Below are 18968 nucleotides of genomic sequence, written 5' to 3' on the forward strand. Positions count from 1 at the left end.
AAATTTGAAGAGTACCCTAATAGGTTTCTGCATAATAACTGCTTTTGCAGGCTGCACTATGCCATCATCTAACTCCGGAAGCACGCCAGCTGAAAAAGCTGGTACGCATAAAACTGCTGATTGTAACTATACGTGTACCATGCATCCTGCTGTATGCAGCGATAAGCCAGGCTTATGCCCTAAGTGTGGTATGGAATTAACCGAGAAAGAATAACTATAGATGCCTAACAGTCAATAATTTTTGGAGTAAGGAAGCAGTTGTAAGTTTCTAGCGCATATACAAGTCACTTGAACCTTATTTCTTTCATTTGGCATTAAAGCGGTTAAACAACAAAGGGCCATCCGTTTAGGATAACCCTTTGTTGTTTAAATTGATGAGAGGTATTTCTATTTTGAATAAATTTTACTTGCATCCCGGTATCCGGTTGTGGTATTGCTGTACCAGTCAGTGAACGAGGTGCCACCCGAAAGTGCCCATTCGCCAAAGTGTGGATAGGCTTGGGTTACAGGTTTTAATTCAATTGGGTAATTGTAAGTACCGGCAAAATTAATAGCCCATGGATAATTTTCTTTTGATAAGTAGTACTTACTGCCGCTTGGGTTAGAGTTATCATCTCCGGTGCCAAACAGGCTTGCATCTGCTTTATCTGTTGGCGCAAATCCCGGCAGGTGAATTTCATAACCGCGACGCATGTTGCTGATCAGGAAAGGATTGAATGCAGAAACTTGTAAGCTTGATGCTGCAATAGGTGAAGCAAATGTTACCATAACAGTAGCTGTTTTTGCTGTCACTTTATCTTTGTCAGGATAAACGTTGATGAAGTAAGAGCCATCACCATTTTTCAACAAAGCTTCATGATTATCAAAAGGCACAATTACCGCTTTGGTTTGACCGGCTTCAACACCGTTACCTGCAAAATTAATATAATTACTAATTGTTTGCTGACCGGTTACTGAACTTACCGCTGCTGCTGCTATGGGCAACTGGATTGCAAAGCCGTTACGGAACGATGCTCCCGAAGCTACCGGAGTAAAGTCGCCCTTCATGTCAACCACTTGGTTTTGGGCGTTGCTGGTGAACGTATAGCGGTAATTAACAACTAAGTCGTTCAGATCAAAATCGCCTTTAGTAGGCCAGTTGTCTTCAAATGCAATGCTGGCATAACCATTTTGTGACGGGTAATAGCTAACGTAAGCTCTTGTCGGATCATTTGGAAACGCATCCAGTTTGTCTTGCACGCCATCACCATCACTGTCGCCACCTTTATCTATACTTGGTACACCATCAGTCGAAATGGCCGTTACCGGGTTTGATGTAGCATAAACAACCAAATCGTTAAAGTCATTGTCTGACTCAGTTTGACGGTTCAAATCTTCAAAACCCATCAAGAACAGCTTGTGCACATCGTCATAAAGTGTAACAGTATGTTTTTGTGTAGCGGTAGTTGTTTCTGGGTTAAATTTAGGGTTAGAGTAGAATTTAACAGTAGTAGTAATTACGCCACGGGTTGTGCTCCAGGCATTTTGCAGCAGAACAAAACCAATAGAAGTACCTGCATTAAAACGACCCAATTTAACTTTATCGCCAGAGTTTAATCCGCCGGCCGAACCTACTGCAGATGAGTTAGGGAAAATAACGGTGATTTTGCTGATATCACTTGTACTTGCAGGCGGATTATTGGTAGGATAGGTATAATAACCTAAGCTGTTTAGTAAGCCGGCCCCTTCAGATACAAATGTGATCCATACATCAGATGTTGCTTTAACATTCAAGTCGGGCATTGCGGTGCTGCTTAAATATTCGGGGTGCGTTTTGGTCAATGCATTACCTTCAGGCAGTGAAGCATTAATGTATGATAATAACGAAGCATCAATTGCATCTGGTGTGCTTTCTAAATACACCGGCCTGCCCAGTTTAAACGGATAGGCGTTGGTGTTAACAATAGCTTCGGCCGATGAAGCATAAGGGCTTGGGTAAGCAAGCGCTGGACTTGCACCAACTTCTAAAGTTCTTTTATTAGTGCTCAGCGTATTTGCATTGCTAGCGGCAACGTCAGAAACTTCTTGTGCGATGATATCGCCGGAAAATCCGTCTTTTCCGCCAATGGTAGCCGTAATGTTGTTGGCCGAAGAAACGTTAGCCTGTGCATTGCGCATAAGACCAACATAGGCAGGATCAATAATAAGCTGATTTACAGAAGCTGGTACGGTAAGTGTACCTTTCAATTGGCCATTTTTATCGGTGACACCTTTGAAAAAGGCAGCTGATGCGCCGCCAGGCAAGTAAACACTTACTACTACACCAGGCAATACTTCGTTATTGTTGGCTTTAAGTGTAAGGTTCAGGTTTACATTTTTTGTAGTGCTGAAATTAAAACCGTCAGGAGCAACTTTTCCGATTGGGTTTGTGGTGTTGCCATCCTGTTGCTGTGCATTTTCTTTTTTGCAGGCTGCCAGCGAAACCATACCGGCTAGTAAAGTACATGTAAAAAGGTTCTTCATGATATCGTTATCTGTTGAATGTTCTTGTTAGACAAAATATGTTCCAACACGTATCTGTACGTAAAACGGCAATGGCTGGTTGTGATATTCGGTAAAATGTGGGGAATTAACTCCAGGGAAACAGGGAAATAAATCCCCAGGTAATATTGTTACCTAATGTGATTTTTAAGGTGGGATAAGTACAGTTGGATAATTGTAGGATTGGCAAAAAGGAAGTGGTTATTTATACAAATAAGAGGTTTTTAATAATTTTTGTTGAACTATCTAAAACCAGTTTTCTGGTATATCGGATTTTTACATTATTGAATTTATGCTTTGCTTATGATGGTTATACCGGCATTCCCTACTAAATCTTTTAACCTGAATATTGAATATCATGGGCACGGGAGGTAACAAGGTTAATGCTACAATCGGTCAAAGTAAAAGATTTACAAGTTGCTTGAAATTTACCTGATTTTGTTTGATTGACACTATTTATCCCAACGGTCAATTTCTACATTTACAAATTAATAAATACTGCAAGCGTTGAATGATGAGTAGCCTTAATTACAGGTACATCAAAAAGGCTTAGTTCAACCGGAACGGATTTGTTTTTGCTTAGGAAAACGCAACGGAATATTCACCGATTGATTAGCAGCAATGCTTTCAGCTGCCTTAAACAGCCGTCAGATATTTTGCACGTATTATTGTGAGCTTGGCCGGTGATGCTCCCAGATAGAGTTCCGTCAAATTATTGGCGCAAACGGTGCTTTGGCTTAAGTTTAGTTACAAACTCATATAAAGAAAGTGGATAAGACAGAATCGCTGGAGGTATTTTATAGGGAAAAATTGGGTATTCTTCCTAGTGAGATATTCAAAAAAATAGGGCATTTTAATGTGTTCACGATGGAAGATTATACCGGCCCTAAGCCTGCGTATCCGATGCCTTATAGCCGGAAGGATTATTACAAGATTGCGCTGATACGAGGTGCCCACCGGGTAGAATATGCAGATCATACTTACGAGGTTAAGCATAATATGCTGATGTTCGCCAATCCCCTGATTCCCTATAACTGGACACCCGAAAACCTGCAGCCCACCGGTGCTTTTTGCGTATTTACCGAAGATTATATGAAGGGCTTCGGCAATATTAAAGATTACCCGCTTTATCAACCCGCCGGCACTCCGATACTGGACATTACAGATGAAGAAGCTGGGCCGGTAATGGATTTATTTAACCGGATGCTCAAAGAGATCGCCTCAGAATATACTTACAAATATGACCTGCTGCGTAGCCAGGTATTTGAAATTATTCATGCCGGTCTTAAATTGCGTCCGGCGTGCATAACAGAAGACGTGCCGGGATTCAATGCCGGACAACGCATTGCCTCCCTTTTTCATGAATTGCTTGACCGGCAGTTTCCCATAGAATCAACCGTTCAAAAAATGCAGCTGAAAACGCCTGCCGAATTTGCGGATCAACTCAACGTACACATTAATCACCTGAACCGGGTTTTGAAGGAAACCACCGGTAAAACCACAACGCAACTGATTGCCGCTCGGATAGCCTCCGAAGCCAGAGCTTTACTGAAGCATACCGATTGGAATATTTCGGAGATTGCCTGGTGCCTGGGCTTTGAGGATACCTCTAACTTTGTCAAATTTTTCAAAAAGCAAAGCGAAACAACCCCGCATCGCTTTCGGTCATAGTTTATATGAAAGCCAGCTTGATGTTGGTTTGATTTGAACCATTTTTAGTTTGAATCTGCCTTTCCCGGTGCTTGAGCAGCTTCTAATTTTGCTATCAATAAATAAAGCAAAAATGGAAGCTTATATCTTTGAACAAAACGGTGGGCGGGAAAATTTAAAAAAGGTCACCCTTAATACCCCAGCATTACAGGAAGGCGAAGTATTGATTAAAACCAAAGCGATCGGTATTAACCCAATTGATATACAGGTACGCCATTCTAAAGACATGCTGAGCATGATTACCGGCGGTAAGGTTCCACAGCAGGTAATTTTGGGCTGGGATGTAGCCGGCATTATTGAGGATGTAGGTGAAAATGTGATCGGTTTCAAATCTGGAGATGAAGTATACGGCTTAGTTAACATGCCAGGACTCGGCGCAACTTGTGCAACAAATGTAGTAGCGTCTGCCAGTCAGCTTGCTCATAAACCTGATATCTTAAATTTTACAGCAGCTGGTGCTACGCCGATGGCAGCCTTAACCGCCTGGCAGGCCGTAATTACTTTGGGTGAAATTAAAGCAGGTGAAAAGGTTCTGATCCATGCTGCTTCTGGCGGGGTAGGGCACTTTGCTGTACAATTAGCAAAGAACTTAGGCGCTTACGTGATTGGCACCGCGTCAGCCAAAAATGAATTTTTCGTGCGCAATTTAGGGGTTGATGAATTTATCGATTATACCGCTCAACCTTTTGAGCAGCAAGTTCATGACGTAGATGTTGTCATCGATACCATCAACTCTGTTGAACATTTGCTACGTTCCGTTCAGGTCATTAAAAAGAATGGCCGCCTGGTTTATCTGCAACCTCATTTTGCCGGGGCTATTCAAGCACAACTTGATATGGCAGGTGTAAGCGGATTTGGCGTTTTTGTTCACTCTTCCGCCGAAGTTTTGAATGAGATCAGCGCACTTATTGCCGAAGGCAAAATAACACCGCAGGTGACCCAAGAGTTCAAGTTCGACCAGTTGCGTGAGGCTCAATTCGTTGTAGAATCGGGTAGGGCAACAGGCAAGATAGTCGTTAACGTAAATTAATTTTCATTCAAACGATAAAGATATGAATACAAATCAAACCACTCAGGAATTGGTTAAACCCCTGACACAAAAAGAAATTGACACTTTACATGCCTTCTACGGCGTATTCAGCAATCGTGATTACAGCGTAGTAGACACCATTTTAGCTACTAACTGGCAGGATATACCACTGGCTCCAGGTCAGAAAGATGGACCGGAAGGCTACAAGGAATTGGTGCAAGGTTTTGCCCAGGCATTTCCCGACGTAAGCATTAAAATACACGAAATCTTTGGTACCCACGAGCGGGTTGGGGTACGGGCCGAAATCTCTTTTACCCACAGCAGCAAATTCATGGGTATTGCGCCAACCCAAGAAAAGGTAACCATTGCACTGCATGAGTTTCATCACCTCAAGGATGGCAAAGTGACAAAGACTTGGCATCTGGAAGATTGGCTGAGCATGCTGATACAAACCGGTGCGTGGCCGATGAAATCAAATTAAGTAACAAGGTAACCGATGTATGCTGAACTTAAAAAATAGATTGGCACTGATTACTGGAGTATTCAAAGGCTTAGACCGTGGAATTGCTGAAAAACTCGCTTCAGAAGACCTGCATCTGGTGTTAAAGATAGTGTCGTTCTTGGCTTCTGATAGAGCGGCTTATAGTTAAGCTTTTCTACAGGCGGAATTCCCAACGGAGAAAAGGCACACGTGGATGCGTCTTTTCTCCGTTGGGAGTTACCAATTAGTAAGATGGCTATTTGTGCGAACTAGGCCTTTTGTAAAGCTATGTTCATCAATTAATACCTGTCTGAATGTTGGTCTTGTTACTTGCCTTGTAATCCCGCCAGTATTGCAGGGTAACGTTCTCCCTGTAGGGTAATATTGTCCAAAGCCTTATTGATTTCGGCTAAATCATCATCGCTTAACGTAAGGTCTGCACCGCCTATATTTTCTTCCAGGCGAGACATTTTTGTAGTTCCCGGAATAGGTGCAATCCATGGCTTTTGCGCCAGTAGCCATGCCAGTGCAATCTGCGCCGGTGTTGCGTTCTGTTCTGTCGCAATTTTGGTTACAAGGTCTACAATGGTTTTATTCGCTTCTCGGTTTTCTTTGCTAAAACGGGGCATAACATTTCTCCAGTCAGTTTTATCAAATTCCGTATTCGCATTCATCTTGCCCGTTAAAAATCCTTTACCCAAAGGGCTGAACGGAACAAAGCCAATACCTAATTCTTGCAACAATGGAATGATTTCATTTTCAGGTTCGCGCCAAAACATAGAGTACTCGCTTTGCAGGGCTGCCACAGGTTGTACAGCGTGCGCCCGGCGTATGCTTTGCACACCGGCCTCACTCATGCCAAAGTGTTTTACTTTGCCTTCGGCAATTAAGTCTTTAACGGTTCCGGCAACGTCTTCAACAGGCACGTCGGGGTCTACGCGGTGCTGGTAAAACAAGTCGATGTAGTCGGTTTGCAAATAGCGTAGCGAGTTTTCTGCTACCTGCCTGATGCGTTCCGGCCTACTATTCAAGCCATCTGTATTCCTGCCATTCTGAAAGCCAAACTTGGTAGCAATAATTACTTTATCGCGTACATGGTGCAATGCTTTTCCTAATAATTGTTCATTAGCGCCTTGTCCGTACACTTCTGCGGTATCAAAAAAAGTAGTGCCCAGTTCATAGGCTTTTTGAATAACGGCAATGGCATCTTTTTCGTTTGTTGCCGGACCATAGCCATGACTTAATCCCATGCAGCCAAAACCCAGTTCAGACACTGCTAAGCCTGAGGTTCCTAATTGTCTTGTTTTCATTATGGATGTTCTTTATATATCATACTGGTGCAAAATTGTGGAGAAAGGGCGATCCGTTTTGTATACAGATTACGGGTTTTCCTACCAATATTACTGATTGGGAAGATCGGTGTCTGCGGGGGGCTGCCAAAACCTGTATTTTTGTATGGATGGAACAATAGGGTATGGAAGAGATTGTAAAAATAAACAGTGTAGCACAGTACAACGCGATGAGAGGTGTAACAACTAAACATCCATTAATTACCGTAATTGATCTCTCAAAAGCGAATTTAATGCCTGCAGGATCATTTAACTTTGGTTTGTATGCAGTTGGGCTGAAAGAGCTTAACCTTGGCCAGTTGCGCTATGGTAGAAGCCACTATGATTACCAGGAAGGAAGTTTGATATTTGTAGCGCCCGGACAGGTATTGGGAGTACAACCCGGCGTTGATCCATTTGCCCCAAAAGGCTGGGCGTTGCTTTTTCATCCCGACCTGATTAACGGCACACCGCTGGGCAAACACATGCATGATTATTCTTTTTTTTCATATGACGTTAATGAAGCGCTTCACCTTTCTGATAAAGAGAAGAGTATTGTAATTGACTGTTTCTCAAAAATCGAGTATGAGCTTAATCAAAATATAGATAAGCATAGCAAAACACTGATTGCATCCAATATTGAGTTGCTGCTTAATTACTGCCTCCGTTTTTATGATCGCCAGTTCATCACGCGCGATCACACCAATAAAGGCATCTTAGAACGGTTTGAATACTTATTGAATGACTATTTCGCATCTGATCAACCGCAAAACGAAGGTTTGCCTTCCGTAGCATATTGCGCCGAAAACCTGCATTTATCGCCCAACTATTTTGGTGACCTGGTGAAGAAGGAAACAGGCAGATCTGCGCAAGAGTACATTCAGTCAAAAGTGATCGACGTGGCTAAACAGAGAGTGTTTGACATGAATAGATCGGTGAGTGAAATTGCCTACGAGCTTGGGTTTAAATACCCACAGCATTTCACTCGCTTATTTAAGCAAAAAACAGGCGTTACCCCGAATGATTACCGAATGACGAATTAACTGAATTCATAACGATTCTATCTTTAGTAGTTTGAAACTATCTTACCAACGCCATCACGACTCGTTAAGCTAACACGTACACGGATATTGCTTATCTAAATATGAAGTGATTGCCAATAACTATTATTTCTAATGGGCAGCACATATTCATCAAGCTGTATCTACCTAAAAAGGTATTGCTTTTAAAGGTGATAAAGCCTCTTCCAAACCATTAGGCGATCTTAAATTTTTAATTCTCGCCATTGAAGGTAGATTTCAAACTTTATTGTTAAATACAGCTTAATAAATATACGTGATGATTTGTTAGACTAGTTAGAAACTGTTTGGCAACTTGTCATTACATATTAATTCTAAAAACATCAATAAAATGAAAATCGGAATCATTGGAACAGGCATGATTGGCAGTATTCTGGCAAAGAAGTTATCTGCTGCAGGACATGAGGTAAAGATTACCAACACCCGAAGCATGCCCGAGCTTACCCAAATAGCTGCAGGTTTAAACGCCGAGGCGGCAACCCTGGAAGAGGTGGTACAAGGGGTGGAGGCCATCATCTTCTCTATACCTTTCAATGCCTATCAAAACCTGCCGAAGAATTTATTACAGAACGTATCTCAGGACGTGACCGTAATGGACACTTCCAATTATTATCCTGCACGAGATGGTGAGATTTCGGGCCTACAAGGAAAAACCGAAAGCGAATATATTTCGGAAACTCTAGGAAGACCCATTATCAAAGTGTTTAATAACATTTTTGCCTATACCTTGGAAAATAGGGGAAAAGCTGCCGGCGAGGAGGGAAGAATTGCCATTTCAATAGCAGGGGATAACGAGCAGCAAAAAGAAGTTGCCGCCGAATTGGTGGATGTATTAGGGTTTGATACCGTAGATGGTGGCACACTGGCCGAATCTTGGAGACAGGAACCAGGTACCCCGGGCTATTGTACGGAATTAAACGCCGAGCAACTTAAGCAAGCGCTTGCCGAAGCCCAAAGGGGAAAAGGTCCTGTTGCCAGGGATTTCGTGATGGACAAACTACAAAATTTCCAGATCGACCCAATGCCTCCTCATGATGAGATCATAGCCTTAAACCGTTCGGCTTCAGCTGTAAATTGAGCAGACTGAGTGTTGAACATGAAGTAGCGATGAGTGTAACCGCCATTTAAAAGCCGCCTTACGAAAGTTAGGCGGCTTTTCTTAATTATCCGCAATCGTTCAATAAATTGTTCAGACGCAAAACCGCTCAAACGCCCCTTGTTTACCGTCAGTCAGCTAACTGAAGTTGGGGTACCGAACTTTCTAACTCCAGACTTCGCAAGTGCTATATATGAAGTAGTGTTGCTAAATTTTCAGGTAACTATCAAGCCCACGGATACATCAAATTGTGAGCCTTATACCCAAGGCCAGATTTCTGCCGGGAAGAGGAGCGAGGTATTTCAAAATTGAATTTTGAGGGCGGGCTTCTACATTGAGCAGATTGTTACCGCTTAGGTAATATTCGAGGCCATATCCTTTAATTTTGCTTTTATAAGCTATCCGTGCACCCAGTAAAGAATAGGCTGGCATAGGGGGCTCGGGATTAATGTTTTTGCCTAAATACCGCTGTTGCAGATAGCGATCAAACAAAATGTTTACTTCTGTTCTCTTCCAACGAACCGCTCCTGAAAAACCGTACCGGCTGGTTGGTAAATTCGGCATGTAATCACCTTCGGCCCATTGTCTCAGGTGATCATCAGATGTGTTCTTGTTTTTGACTAAATCAAAGTAAGATCCCAGTTCCCAGCTACCCTGTTTCCCGATGAGGGATTTGTATGCCAATTCAGCTTCCCAACCGGTTATTTCGGTATTTGATTGCCGCCATTCCTTAACCAGAAAACCGCCGGAGCGCGAAATGCCGGTGTGCGCCAAATACAGGTAATTATGAAAAACGGTTTTATACCGGGTTACCACAGCATGGATGCCACAGTAGTTGAAGCCTGCACCTAAATCTAAGGTTTTGGACGTTTCCTTATTGAGCCGGTCATCGCCGTTTTCTTCCAGCATAATGGCATAATGATTATTACCGGCATATAGCTCATTCACATCCGGCGCCCTTTCGGCATGTACATACGAACCTTTTATAAATCCAATTTTAAGTACATCTACTTGTAGGGCGCTGTTGAAGTGGTTCAAATGAAAATCTCTGGCCGACAGCTTACCACCGGCAAGCCCACGGCTCGGTTTATAACTACCTCCGGGCGTAGCACGGCGCTCGGCCACATCATGGCGGTAACCCAAATCGGCTTGTACAATGCTTAGCTGTAAATGCTGTAAAGTAAACGCGCCGTAATCTCGACTGTGGTTATCCGGGAAATACCTTTGTTTGCCAGTGCCGCTCATATTAACCGATGAGAAGTCAACACCACTTAATCCTTTTAAAAAACTTAAAGGCTGCTGCTCAACCTCCGCTCTCACCACGTGGCGCTTAGTACCGAAGTTGTTAGCCAAATATTCACCGGATAATTCGGTATCATCGGCCAGTTGCATCATGTAGTTGAGCTTTAAAAATGAAATTCCTTGCATGGGTGAATGTAAGCCTGTTTCAAACAGCAGGCTGCTCGACTGCGATCGGGTGTTGATAGGCCGGTAAACCCGTTCGCCCGGAACATTATGGGTGTGTCCGTCACTATGCGTATGACCAGGCAGCTGGCTTAATGCAAAACCGGGAATGCCATAATACCCGTAAGCACCACGATAGCCTATGCCGGCATAAAAATTTTCGCCCAGGTAAGTGGTGCCAAAGTTCAGGAAACGGCTTTCTGCATGACTGTTAGGCATAATCCCTTTGGTAACTGGTGAGTAATCGTATATGCCTTTAATAATTGTGGTGGAAAGCGGTGTGTTCGGGTCTTGACCGGAAATGTACTTATCGTTCCGTGGATTAGAAACGACCTGCCCATCAATCACCGAGGTATTCTGGAAAGTATACAAATCCGCCTCGCTAAGCCCCCAAGCGGGGTTATTCATGTTGTCGAGCACAAACTGGTTTAGGTATGGGTACAAGCTCAGGTTTCTTATCACTTCTTTATCTACATTTACCTGTGCCATGGTTTGGGTCAGGTCATCTATTTTCGGATCGTAGGCAATAGGAGCCTTTGTGTTGCCGGGAATTTTAATGTCTTTATTCCAACGGTTCATGCCACCCAAATGCCATACCCACTTTTTGCCCATATTGCCATTCAGATCAAACGCTTGTTTATAGCCGTTATTCGTTGTTGCCTCAGTACCGGCAAAACCTGATAATTTCTGCGCGAACCGGGCGCTAGGGATGGTATTGTCTCTTAAGTTAACCGCTCCGCCAATCGCTTTACCGCCATATAAAATGCTGGCGCCGCTTTTATAAACATCAATTCCCGAAAGGTTATCCATATCAGTCATGACATTAAGGTTGGGGCTGATGCCCGAAAGGTCGTTCAGGGATAATCCGTTTGAAAGTATTTTTACCCGGTTGCCTGTCATGCTCCTGATCATGGGTGCTCCCGAATTTGGACCAAAGTATCCGTTTTGAACGCCAGGTATATGACTCAAGGTTTCTCCAAGCGTATTAGATTGAAAAAGCTCCAGGTCTTTGCGTGAGATTTTACGAGCGTTGCTTATACCTGGACTGGTTTTTTCGGAAACTGTTACTTCCGAAAGAATTACAGCTTTCAACGTGTCTTTGACCTTGCCCGCTTGGGCAAAGGAGTTGAGAGCTATGGTGGATAAACCAGCCATTCCAATAACAGAAACAAAATAATTATGGAGCATTGTGAGTGTTTTTTATCAAGGCAAGATGCCTTTAGCAACGGCGCAAATATAAAAACATGAATTTTAAATGCAACTATGTTGTTATTAATTAAAGCATATTGAGATTAATAGGCATTGAATTGGCTTCTAAGTTGTTTATTTTATATGTATCTTATGTGAGGGGAAAATAATAAAGCAACATAATTGCATTTAATAAAATATTCGTCTACTTTCGCGGAAAAATTGATTTATGGGAATTATAAAGTACTACACAAAATTATCGGTTGTAGCGGCCGGCTTGTTATTAACCATTTCATCCTGCAAAAAGGACGAGCAGAAAGAGGTTCGGGAAGTGAACATTGATATTCCGTCGGCACTTACCTTAACCTATGGGGAAGAAAAGGATTTGGCAATCCCGGCCGACCTGCTCAGCCAATCGAATGTGGATTTGCGACTAGACTTCAGTGAGAATGAAAATGTTCAGGTTAATGCAGACAGTAAGCTTTACGATAAGCTGGCCAAAGCCTTTACTGTAGACCGCAAACAAGGTAAGATACATGTGAACAGCGGACTGATTTATCCTAATAGCGCCGTGTCTTCAACAACCGGCAAAAAGCTGCCCGACAGCTACAAAGTAACAGTTATCGCAAGTTCATCAGACCAGACACTAACCGGCAAAAAGACTGTGGCTGTTACAGTGACCCTAGGCAAATTTAATATCAAAGGGTTAGACAATAAGAACGATATTCCGTTTGCTTACGTACTGTACAGTGATGCAGGCGCCACATTTGAACTGGAAGCGCCTTCATCATCGCTGGATGGCGCTACCTGGAACTTGGATGCTAAAACGGCGGCCTCTGTGGTATCGTTGAACGGTAACAAGGTGCAATTTAAAGCCACCGCCGGTGATCCTAACAAGAAAGCGGAGCAAGCTTACGATCTGGCATCTACTCTTAAAAAAGATGGGTTTGAGGTGGCGTCAAGACAATTTCGTGTGGTATTTATACCGCAGATCAAATTTTTTTACGGAACTTATTATCCGGAGTATGATCTGACCCTATTGCTCAACCAGGTGTATATTGCTTTGTCTAACGCCTACGTATCTTCAGCCCCTACGCTTTATCCAGACAAGTACAAATCATCGTTCGTAGTTACAGCTATTGAAAAAGACGGCAAGGCTTTCGATAATAAAGATGGTATCTTGGCGGTGGATGAAAAAACCGGCGTAATTACGGTAGAAAAGAACACTACGCTAACGGAAGGAAGTTATAAACTAACGGTAAAAGCTGTTACCACAACCGGACTGGAGTTTACATCAACCATGACGTTGAATATGGCCAAACTTGAAGAATAGCGGTTTCTTAAAGTACCCGGTATTGTAAATAAGCCAACAACTTAATGCGTCTTTTTGTGTTTTTAAACAACAGATAAGATGCAAGAAATCAGCATTTAGTTAGTTGCCAGCATTCACAACAAACCCGACGCCTGCCTTTCATCAAAAAGACAGTTAATTTTATAGTATGTCGTGCATTTACCGACCTTTTCAATAATATAATTTAATGCTATTAATTCCAAGCCGACGCGAGCCTTGTCTTTATGGTTAATGGGTTTTTTGCTCTCGGCGGGTGATGAAATATAGCATATGAAAGCCCATAATCATAATGGCGAAACTCGCCGCATATCTTAATATTGGCTCTTCACTCATCGAGAAATTGAAAGTAAATAGGCCCGCTAGCTGGAAGCCGAAGGCTGCAAATGTAACCACAAAAACCAACCACTTTGTTGATACGGAAACCATAGGCCAATGATTGGCCAGTTCGGTGCGGTAACTGAACAACCAACGGATCAGGATACCTAGCAAGGCACCGGAGCCATAAAAAGCCAGGATTTTGACATGGTCGAGGTTGGTCATGTTTCTGCCCTCACCATTATCCAGCAAATCTTTTACCACGAAGTAATTAAGCGGTAACAGGAGAAGTATGGCGCTTAGCGGATAAATAAGCCACCGGTTTTGAATAAGTAGTTGACGGGTACGGGGCGTAAGGTGGTAATGCTTTTGGGTTTCGGCAAGATGCAAGAAGGAGCGGGTAGCAATGAAGTAAAAAATGAGGGTGAAAAGGGCGTTGGCTACACCCAGCACACAAACATCAGGCGAAATGTGATGAACCAAAAGGTCGAACGCATAAGACAATGTGAAGATAATCACACAGGAGCCAAAGATAGAAAGCGCATTCCAGACACCTTTGCCATCCTTACTTTTCATAGGGCCAGCGTACGCCCGAAGGCCTTGGCCCAATCCGAACGTTAACAAAATAGCACAAACCAGATAAAAAATCATTCAAAAAAATTTAATGCAATTTAATGGCATTTATCCGGATTGCTGATAACGAATTTAAAATAGGGCGGATAGGTATTTTAGTTTGCAGAGAAATAACCAAGTGGTCACAATGTGGCCTCGTTATTTATATTTTTATAATGTACCTGATTTCAAAAGAAAAAAAATTAATAAGGGGAATTTCTGAAATTAAAATGCTTAGCTGCATTTCTTACAAAGGCCCGTAATAGACAGGTTTACCGTATGTGCTTTAAAGCCTGGTGGCATGGCTAACGCTGGTAAGTGAAAATCATTCATGCAATAAACACTATGGCAATTGCTGCAATTGAAATGAAAGTGCTCGTCATGGTGGGCGTGCTCCGAGCACGAAGAATGGCAGATAGCATAGTTGGCAGTACCGTTCAGGTCTATAACTTTATGCAAAATACCTTTATCCTCAAATGTTTTCAATATGCGATAAAGGGTTACCCGGTCTACGTCTTCACCCAGCATCTTTTCCAGTACGGGCTGCGATATAGCAGCATCTCGTTCAGAAATGATTTGCAATACACTCAATCGGGAAGCTGTAGCCTTGAGTTGATTGTTGTGCAGCAGTTTGACAAATTCCTCGTTCATTATTTTCAAATTTAAGAAGATTTGTGCAACAATCTGTCATATTTACGTAGCTAAAGGCAACCTGTTGTATCCTGATGCTAATGATACTGCTTATGTCCAATCTTCCAGTTTTGATAATGTGCCAGTGCAACCAAGGTGCCACCCAAACCAAGCCATAGCCACTCTTTGGTGTTGGTCAGCCAAAAATGACCACTAAAGATGCTCAGAAACCCGAAAGCCATAATCACGAACGGCAGAAAACTACGGTGTTTATACCACGATAAGCTTAAAGAACTTACGCCAATCAGCACCGAAAGAATGATAATACTTATTTCAAGACGGGGGCTGGCTAAAAATTCCAATCCCAGCACTGGCAAGATGGCAAGACATACCGGCAACAGGGCGCAATGTATGGCGCACAGAAATGAAATTCCCATTCCTGCTTTGTCTAACCTGACCGATAGTTTTTTTGAGAGCATAGGCAAATATAGTTAAGTGAACATAAAAGACACAAAGTTGCTTTTATGTTTTACTAATCTGACATAATAATGATTTTTTAACCTGGCGGTGTATAAATGTAAATACAAAAAGCATAAAGCCATTATAAATGTGAATGCAGTTAAGTAGCAATTGGTAGGATAATATATCTAAAATGAGCTTATTTTAATGAAAAATAAAGTTACACTGTTGCATTTACATTAAAATGCTTTACTTTGCAGCTGCGGATGAATACAAAAAGGACATATGGCTACCTCACCTGGCTCTTGCTTATAGCAATACTGAGCGCCATCGTTCCTGTTCATCAGATTTTTCATAAGCATGATTCGTTACCCAAGATTGAGAAGGGATACAGCAGCCAAGTAGTCATCAAAAAGACGGCTAAACCGTGCTGTAAACCTTTCGAGTCTGTCGGTGCTGCGGTGCTGATGGTAAACCGTGTGTTTATCAGTTCCCTGGTTTATGATACTCTTTATCTACTGTCTCTAACCGACGATATAATATTAAAGGGCTTTTACCACTTCGTTAACAAGGCTCCTCCTGTCGCCTTTGCCTGATTTTTACTGCTTTACAGCTTAGTTATTCTTCTTTTCTTACTTACAGGATATTTATGACCAAATATTTGAGGCTGTCATGGCTTCTGCTTATCTGTTTATTCCCTGTTGCAGTGAAGGCGCAAGCCTGCAACAGCATGCTTTTTGGTACGTTACGCGATAATCGTAACAACAGCATATTACCCGGAGCTACCATCAAAATAAAAGAATTGAGCCAAATCATGGTGACAGACGGTGATGGTCATTATCATTTTAATAACATTTGCAAAGGCAATTACACACTTGAGGTTACTTATGTTGGCTATCAGCCTAGGGTGGTTAAGGTAAATGTATCTGCACAAAAAGAGCTTGATATTGCGCTAATTTCGACATCTACACAACTCTCGGGCGTGCAGGTGGCGGGCGTTAAAGCCGAGCGCAAACCCCTTCAGGTAACCGGCCGGCTGGAAGGCCGTGCATTGGAAATGACCCGTGGCCAGTCGTTAGGCGAGGCGCTAAAAGTTATTCCCGGCGTCAACGCTATACAAACGGGTCCTAGTATATCTAAGCCGGTCATTCAAGGTATGTCGGGCAACAGAGTACTTATTTCTAATGCAGGCGTACGGCAGGAAGGCCAGCAATGGGGCAGTGAACACGCACCCGAGGTAGATCCATTTATTGCCAGTGAGGTGACTGTGGTCAAAGGTGCATCCAGCGTGATGTATGGTGCTGATGCTATAGGTGGGGTAGTGTTGCTTGAACCGGCCCCCTTGAAATATCAATCTGGCTTAGGCGGGCAGGTGAATCTGGTAGGCATGAGCAACAGCGGGCTGGGTGCTTTTTCGGGATTGATTGAAGATAGTCCCGACAAAAACAACCACTTCAGTTGGCGTTTGCAGGGCACTACACGAATTGCAGGCAATGCTAAAACGCCCAATTACTATCTAAAGAATACCGGCTTGCGCGAGTACAACGGCGCTTTGATGCTGGGTTACCGCAACCAGGGCTGGAATGCCGAATTGTATGCCAGCAGCTTTAATACCAAACTTGGCATTTTCAGTGGCTCTAACGTGGGTAGCACCGAAGATCGAAACAATGCTATTACCCGCCCGGAGCCGCTGGAAATTTACCAATCGGACCTGAACTATAAAATTGACCGGCCTTACCAAATTGTAAACCATCACTTGGGCAAGTTGAAGCTGAGCAAGTTGTTTGATAAAGCAGGAACCTTAAACCTGCAATACAGTTATCAGCAAGATTACCGCGAGGAGTATGACGTGGTACGGGGCTCCAGCCAGAACCGTTACCAATACCAATTTGATTTAACCACCCAGGTGGGTGATATCTATTTTGAGCATCATCCCATTGCTGGTATCAGTGGCCGGGTAGGGGTAAACGGCATTTATCAGCGCAATTATTACGAGGGGGCTTACCTTATTCCTTTTTTTAAGAGTTACAACGGTGCCGGTTATATCATTGAACGCTGGAAGAAAAATAAGCTGGAACTGGAGGGTGGTATACGATACGATCAGAAATGGATGCAAGCTACCAAACGTATTGTTCCGCGTGATAACAACAGTCCGCTGGAACGACCAGAATTTAACTTTAGCCAGGTTACCGGCACGTTTGGTATGTCTTATCATCTCCCTTCCGGCTACCGCCTTACCGGTACGGCTGCCAAGGGCTGGCGGCCACCATCCATCAACGAACTTTTTATAGAAGGTGTACACCAGGGCAACGCCGCCTTTGAGCGGGGCGACCGTAACTTGAAAGACGAGTCATCGCTTAACCTGTCGGCCGGTATCAGCCGCAGCACCGGTAAGCTTACCGGTGATATTAGTGTTTATCATAACCATATCGATAATTTTATATATCTGCAGCCGCAACTGGATGCGCAGGGTAAACCCATTTTCGAGATTACGCAACGTGGCGGTTTCCTATCTTATCAGTATGTTCAGGTAAACGCCCGCTTTACCGGCGCTGATGCGCTGGTAGCTTATCAGCTTACGCCACATTTTAAGCTTACAGGTAAATATGCTACTGTAAGAGCTTACAACACAGATACCGATGAGCACCTGATTTATATCCCGGCCGATAGGTATACAGGCATGTTGACTTATGGTCTGCCCGATAGTAAAACTTTCAAGTCTACCTTAATAGATTTTTCGATGACGCATGTGGCCCGTCAGTCGCGTGTGCGCGACGACCAGGATTTTGCACCGGCACCTGCTGGTTACACGCTGGTGAATGCGGCTATTAGTACCACTTTACCGGTACATGGTTACGCCTGGAATTTAAGCCTTAGCGTGGATAATCTGCTGAACAAAGAGTACCGCGACTACCTGAATCGCTTCCGTTATTACAGTGCTGACTTGGGCCGTAACATCAGTTTACGGTTACAAATACCATTCGGAAAAAACAATAAATCATAATAATTCAAATTAAAAACACAGAAACCATGTTTAAAAACAAATTCAAATTAGGAGCTATTGCTGCAACGGCTTTGGTGATGACTTTTTCAGCTTGTAAAAAGGATAAGGAAGAGGCCCCTGAGGCAGACGAAAACGAACTGATCACTAAAGTATCATTCAAATTTACAAACGCGGCCAACGCGGCTGATGTAGCCACCGTTACTTGGAGCGACCCGGATGGAGAAGGCGGTGTGGCGCCAACTATTGGCACTCTAAACCTGAAACCTAACACCACCTATAACTTCGAAGTGTCGGAAGTACTGAACGAGACCGCTAAAGACCCGGATGAACGCAATATTCTGAACGAGATCAATGAAGAATCGTATGAGCATTTGTGGGTTTACAAACCGGTAGCTGCCTCTATCATGACCGTTACCCGTACCGACAAAGACAAAAACAACTTTGAAATTGGTTTAAAAGGTACAGCCAAAACGGGCGCTGCAGCAACCGGTACACTGCAAACCATCTTACGTCACCAGCCAGGTGAGAAAAACGGTACCGAAGCACCAGGCAGCAGCGATTTTGATGCGACCTTCCCGGTGAGAATTCAGTAGATAAGGCTGAAAGTAACCGATGTTCATTTCAGTAACAAAGCAGGCCGGGTCATTATCCGGCCTGTTTTGTTTAAAACCTTTGTATGTTACAGTAAAGTGATAGCATTG

16 protein-coding genes are annotated in these 18968 nt (G+C 43.2%); 10 read left to right on the plus strand and 6 right to left on the minus strand.

Translation table 11 applies throughout. The annotated features are described in order from the left end of the window. The first annotated feature begins 58 nt into the window (after positions 1-58). Positions 59-214 (plus strand): heavy metal-binding domain-containing protein, encoded by a 156-nt coding sequence (locus GPM24_RS13745; RefSeq protein WP_233268833.1) that lies wholly within the window; start codon positions 59-61, stop codon positions 212-214. Between the two features lie 173 nt (positions 215-387). Here GPM24_RS13745 and GPM24_RS13750 read toward each other — a convergent pair whose 3' ends face one another. Beyond that, entirely contained in the window at positions 388-2502 is a 2115-nt protein-coding gene (locus GPM24_RS13750; RefSeq protein WP_158827389.1) for an LruC domain-containing protein, read from the minus strand. A 786-nt stretch (positions 2503-3288) separates the two neighbouring features. On the opposite strand from GPM24_RS13750, the gene GPM24_RS13755 reads away from it, so the two are divergent. From GPM24_RS13755 to GPM24_RS13770, 4 genes are all read left to right on the plus strand, one after another. Further along, positions 3289-4191, plus strand: a complete 903-nt coding sequence (locus tag GPM24_RS13755; RefSeq protein ID WP_158827390.1) for a helix-turn-helix domain-containing protein — start codon at positions 3289-3291, stop codon at positions 4189-4191. 112 nt (positions 4192-4303) lie between these two features. Next, positions 4304-5260, plus strand: a complete 957-nt coding sequence (locus GPM24_RS13760) for an NADP-dependent oxidoreductase (protein WP_158827391.1) — start codon at positions 4304-4306, stop codon at positions 5258-5260. 22 nt (positions 5261-5282) lie between these two features. Further along, positions 5283-5741: an ester cyclase gene (locus tag GPM24_RS13765; RefSeq protein ID WP_158827392.1), complete on the plus strand. Its 459-nt coding sequence runs from the start codon at positions 5283-5285 to the stop codon at positions 5739-5741. Positions 5742-5760: 19 nt separating this feature from the next. Next, complete coding sequence (locus tag GPM24_RS13770) at positions 5761-5910, plus strand: hypothetical protein (RefSeq protein WP_158827393.1); 150 nt, start codon at positions 5761-5763, stop codon at positions 5908-5910. 157 nt (positions 5911-6067) lie between these two features. Here the strand turns inward: GPM24_RS13770 and GPM24_RS13775 are convergent, their stop codons facing one another. Beyond that, positions 6068-7051, minus strand: a complete 984-nt coding sequence (locus tag GPM24_RS13775; protein ID WP_158827394.1) for an aldo/keto reductase — start codon at positions 7049-7051, stop codon at positions 6068-6070. A gap of 164 nt (positions 7052-7215) precedes the next feature. On the opposite strand from GPM24_RS13775, the gene GPM24_RS13780 reads away from it, so the two are divergent. Further along, positions 7216-8112: a helix-turn-helix domain-containing protein gene (locus tag GPM24_RS13780; RefSeq protein WP_158827395.1), complete on the plus strand. Its 897-nt coding sequence runs from the start codon at positions 7216-7218 to the stop codon at positions 8110-8112. Between the two features lie 331 nt (positions 8113-8443). Beyond that, positions 8444-9226: an NADPH-dependent F420 reductase gene (locus tag GPM24_RS13785; protein ID WP_255459127.1), complete on the plus strand. Its 783-nt coding sequence runs from the start codon at positions 8444-8446 to the stop codon at positions 9224-9226. 261 nt (positions 9227-9487) lie between these two features. On the opposite strand, the gene GPM24_RS13790 is transcribed toward GPM24_RS13785, so the two are convergent. Next, positions 9488-11896 (minus strand): TonB-dependent receptor plug domain-containing protein, encoded by a 2409-nt coding sequence (locus GPM24_RS13790; RefSeq protein ID WP_158827397.1) that lies wholly within the window; start codon positions 11894-11896, stop codon positions 9488-9490. A gap of 229 nt (positions 11897-12125) precedes the next feature. On the opposite strand from GPM24_RS13790, the gene GPM24_RS13795 reads away from it, so the two are divergent. After that, entirely contained in the window at positions 12126-13229 is a 1104-nt protein-coding gene (locus GPM24_RS13795; RefSeq protein ID WP_158827398.1) for a surface glycan-binding family protein, read from the plus strand. Between the two features lie 246 nt (positions 13230-13475). On the opposite strand, the gene GPM24_RS13800 is transcribed toward GPM24_RS13795, so the two are convergent. The 3 genes from GPM24_RS13800 to GPM24_RS13810 form a co-directional block, all read right to left on the minus strand. Further along, complete coding sequence (locus GPM24_RS13800; protein WP_158827399.1) at positions 13476-14138, minus strand: hypothetical protein; 663 nt, start codon at positions 14136-14138, stop codon at positions 13476-13478. A gap of 270 nt (positions 14139-14408) precedes the next feature. Then, complete coding sequence (locus tag GPM24_RS13805; protein WP_158827400.1) at positions 14409-14825, minus strand: Fur family transcriptional regulator; 417 nt, start codon at positions 14823-14825, stop codon at positions 14409-14411. 77 nt (positions 14826-14902) lie between these two features. Further along, entirely contained in the window at positions 14903-15283 is a 381-nt protein-coding gene (locus tag GPM24_RS13810) for a MerC domain-containing protein (protein WP_158827401.1), read from the minus strand. Positions 15284-15912: 629 nt separating this feature from the next. Between GPM24_RS13810 and GPM24_RS13815 the strand changes: the two genes are divergently transcribed. Then, positions 15913-18267: a TonB-dependent receptor gene (locus GPM24_RS13815; RefSeq protein WP_158827402.1), complete on the plus strand. Its 2355-nt coding sequence runs from the start codon at positions 15913-15915 to the stop codon at positions 18265-18267. Positions 18268-18293: 26 nt separating this feature from the next. After that, complete coding sequence (locus GPM24_RS13820; protein ID WP_158827403.1) at positions 18294-18860, plus strand: hypothetical protein; 567 nt, start codon at positions 18294-18296, stop codon at positions 18858-18860. Positions 18861-18968: the final 108 nt, after the last annotated feature.

This window comes from Mucilaginibacter lacusdianchii (assembly GCF_009770985.1).
GTDB lineage: Bacteria > Bacteroidota > Bacteroidia > Sphingobacteriales > Sphingobacteriaceae > Mucilaginibacter > Mucilaginibacter lacusdianchii.

Excerpts from the sequence above, each read along its gene's own strand:
- GPM24_RS13745 (WP_233268833.1), top strand. The coding sequence starts at position 59 with ATGCCATCATCTAACTCCGGAAGCACGCCAGCTGAAAAAGCTGGTACG.
- GPM24_RS13750 (WP_158827389.1), bottom strand. The coding sequence starts at position 2,502 with ATGAAGAACCTTTTTACATGTACTTTACTAGCCGGTATGGTTTCGCTG.
- GPM24_RS13760 (WP_158827391.1), top strand. The coding sequence starts at position 4,304 with ATGGAAGCTTATATCTTTGAACAAAACGGTGGGCGGGAAAATTTAAAA.
- GPM24_RS13765 (WP_158827392.1), top strand. The coding sequence starts at position 5,283 with ATGAATACAAATCAAACCACTCAGGAATTGGTTAAACCCCTGACACAA.
- GPM24_RS13770 (WP_158827393.1), top strand. The coding sequence starts at position 5,761 with ATGCTGAACTTAAAAAATAGATTGGCACTGATTACTGGAGTATTCAAA.
- GPM24_RS13775 (WP_158827394.1), bottom strand. The coding sequence starts at position 7,051 with ATGAAAACAAGACAATTAGGAACCTCAGGCTTAGCAGTGTCTGAACTG.
- GPM24_RS13780 (WP_158827395.1), top strand. The coding sequence starts at position 7,216 with ATGGAAGAGATTGTAAAAATAAACAGTGTAGCACAGTACAACGCGATG.
- GPM24_RS13790 (WP_158827397.1), bottom strand. The coding sequence starts at position 11,896 with ATGCTCCATAATTATTTTGTTTCTGTTATTGGAATGGCTGGTTTATCC.
- GPM24_RS13795 (WP_158827398.1), top strand. The coding sequence starts at position 12,126 with ATGGGAATTATAAAGTACTACACAAAATTATCGGTTGTAGCGGCCGGC.
- GPM24_RS13800 (WP_158827399.1), bottom strand. The coding sequence starts at position 14,138 with ATGAAAAGTAAGGATGGCAAAGGTGTCTGGAATGCGCTTTCTATCTTT.
- GPM24_RS13805 (WP_158827400.1), bottom strand. The coding sequence starts at position 14,825 with ATGAACGAGGAATTTGTCAAACTGCTGCACAACAATCAACTCAAGGCT.
- GPM24_RS13810 (WP_158827401.1), bottom strand. The coding sequence starts at position 15,283 with ATGCTCTCAAAAAAACTATCGGTCAGGTTAGACAAAGCAGGAATGGGA.
- GPM24_RS13815 (WP_158827402.1), top strand. The coding sequence starts at position 15,913 with ATGACCAAATATTTGAGGCTGTCATGGCTTCTGCTTATCTGTTTATTC.
- GPM24_RS13820 (WP_158827403.1), top strand. The coding sequence starts at position 18,294 with ATGTTTAAAAACAAATTCAAATTAGGAGCTATTGCTGCAACGGCTTTG.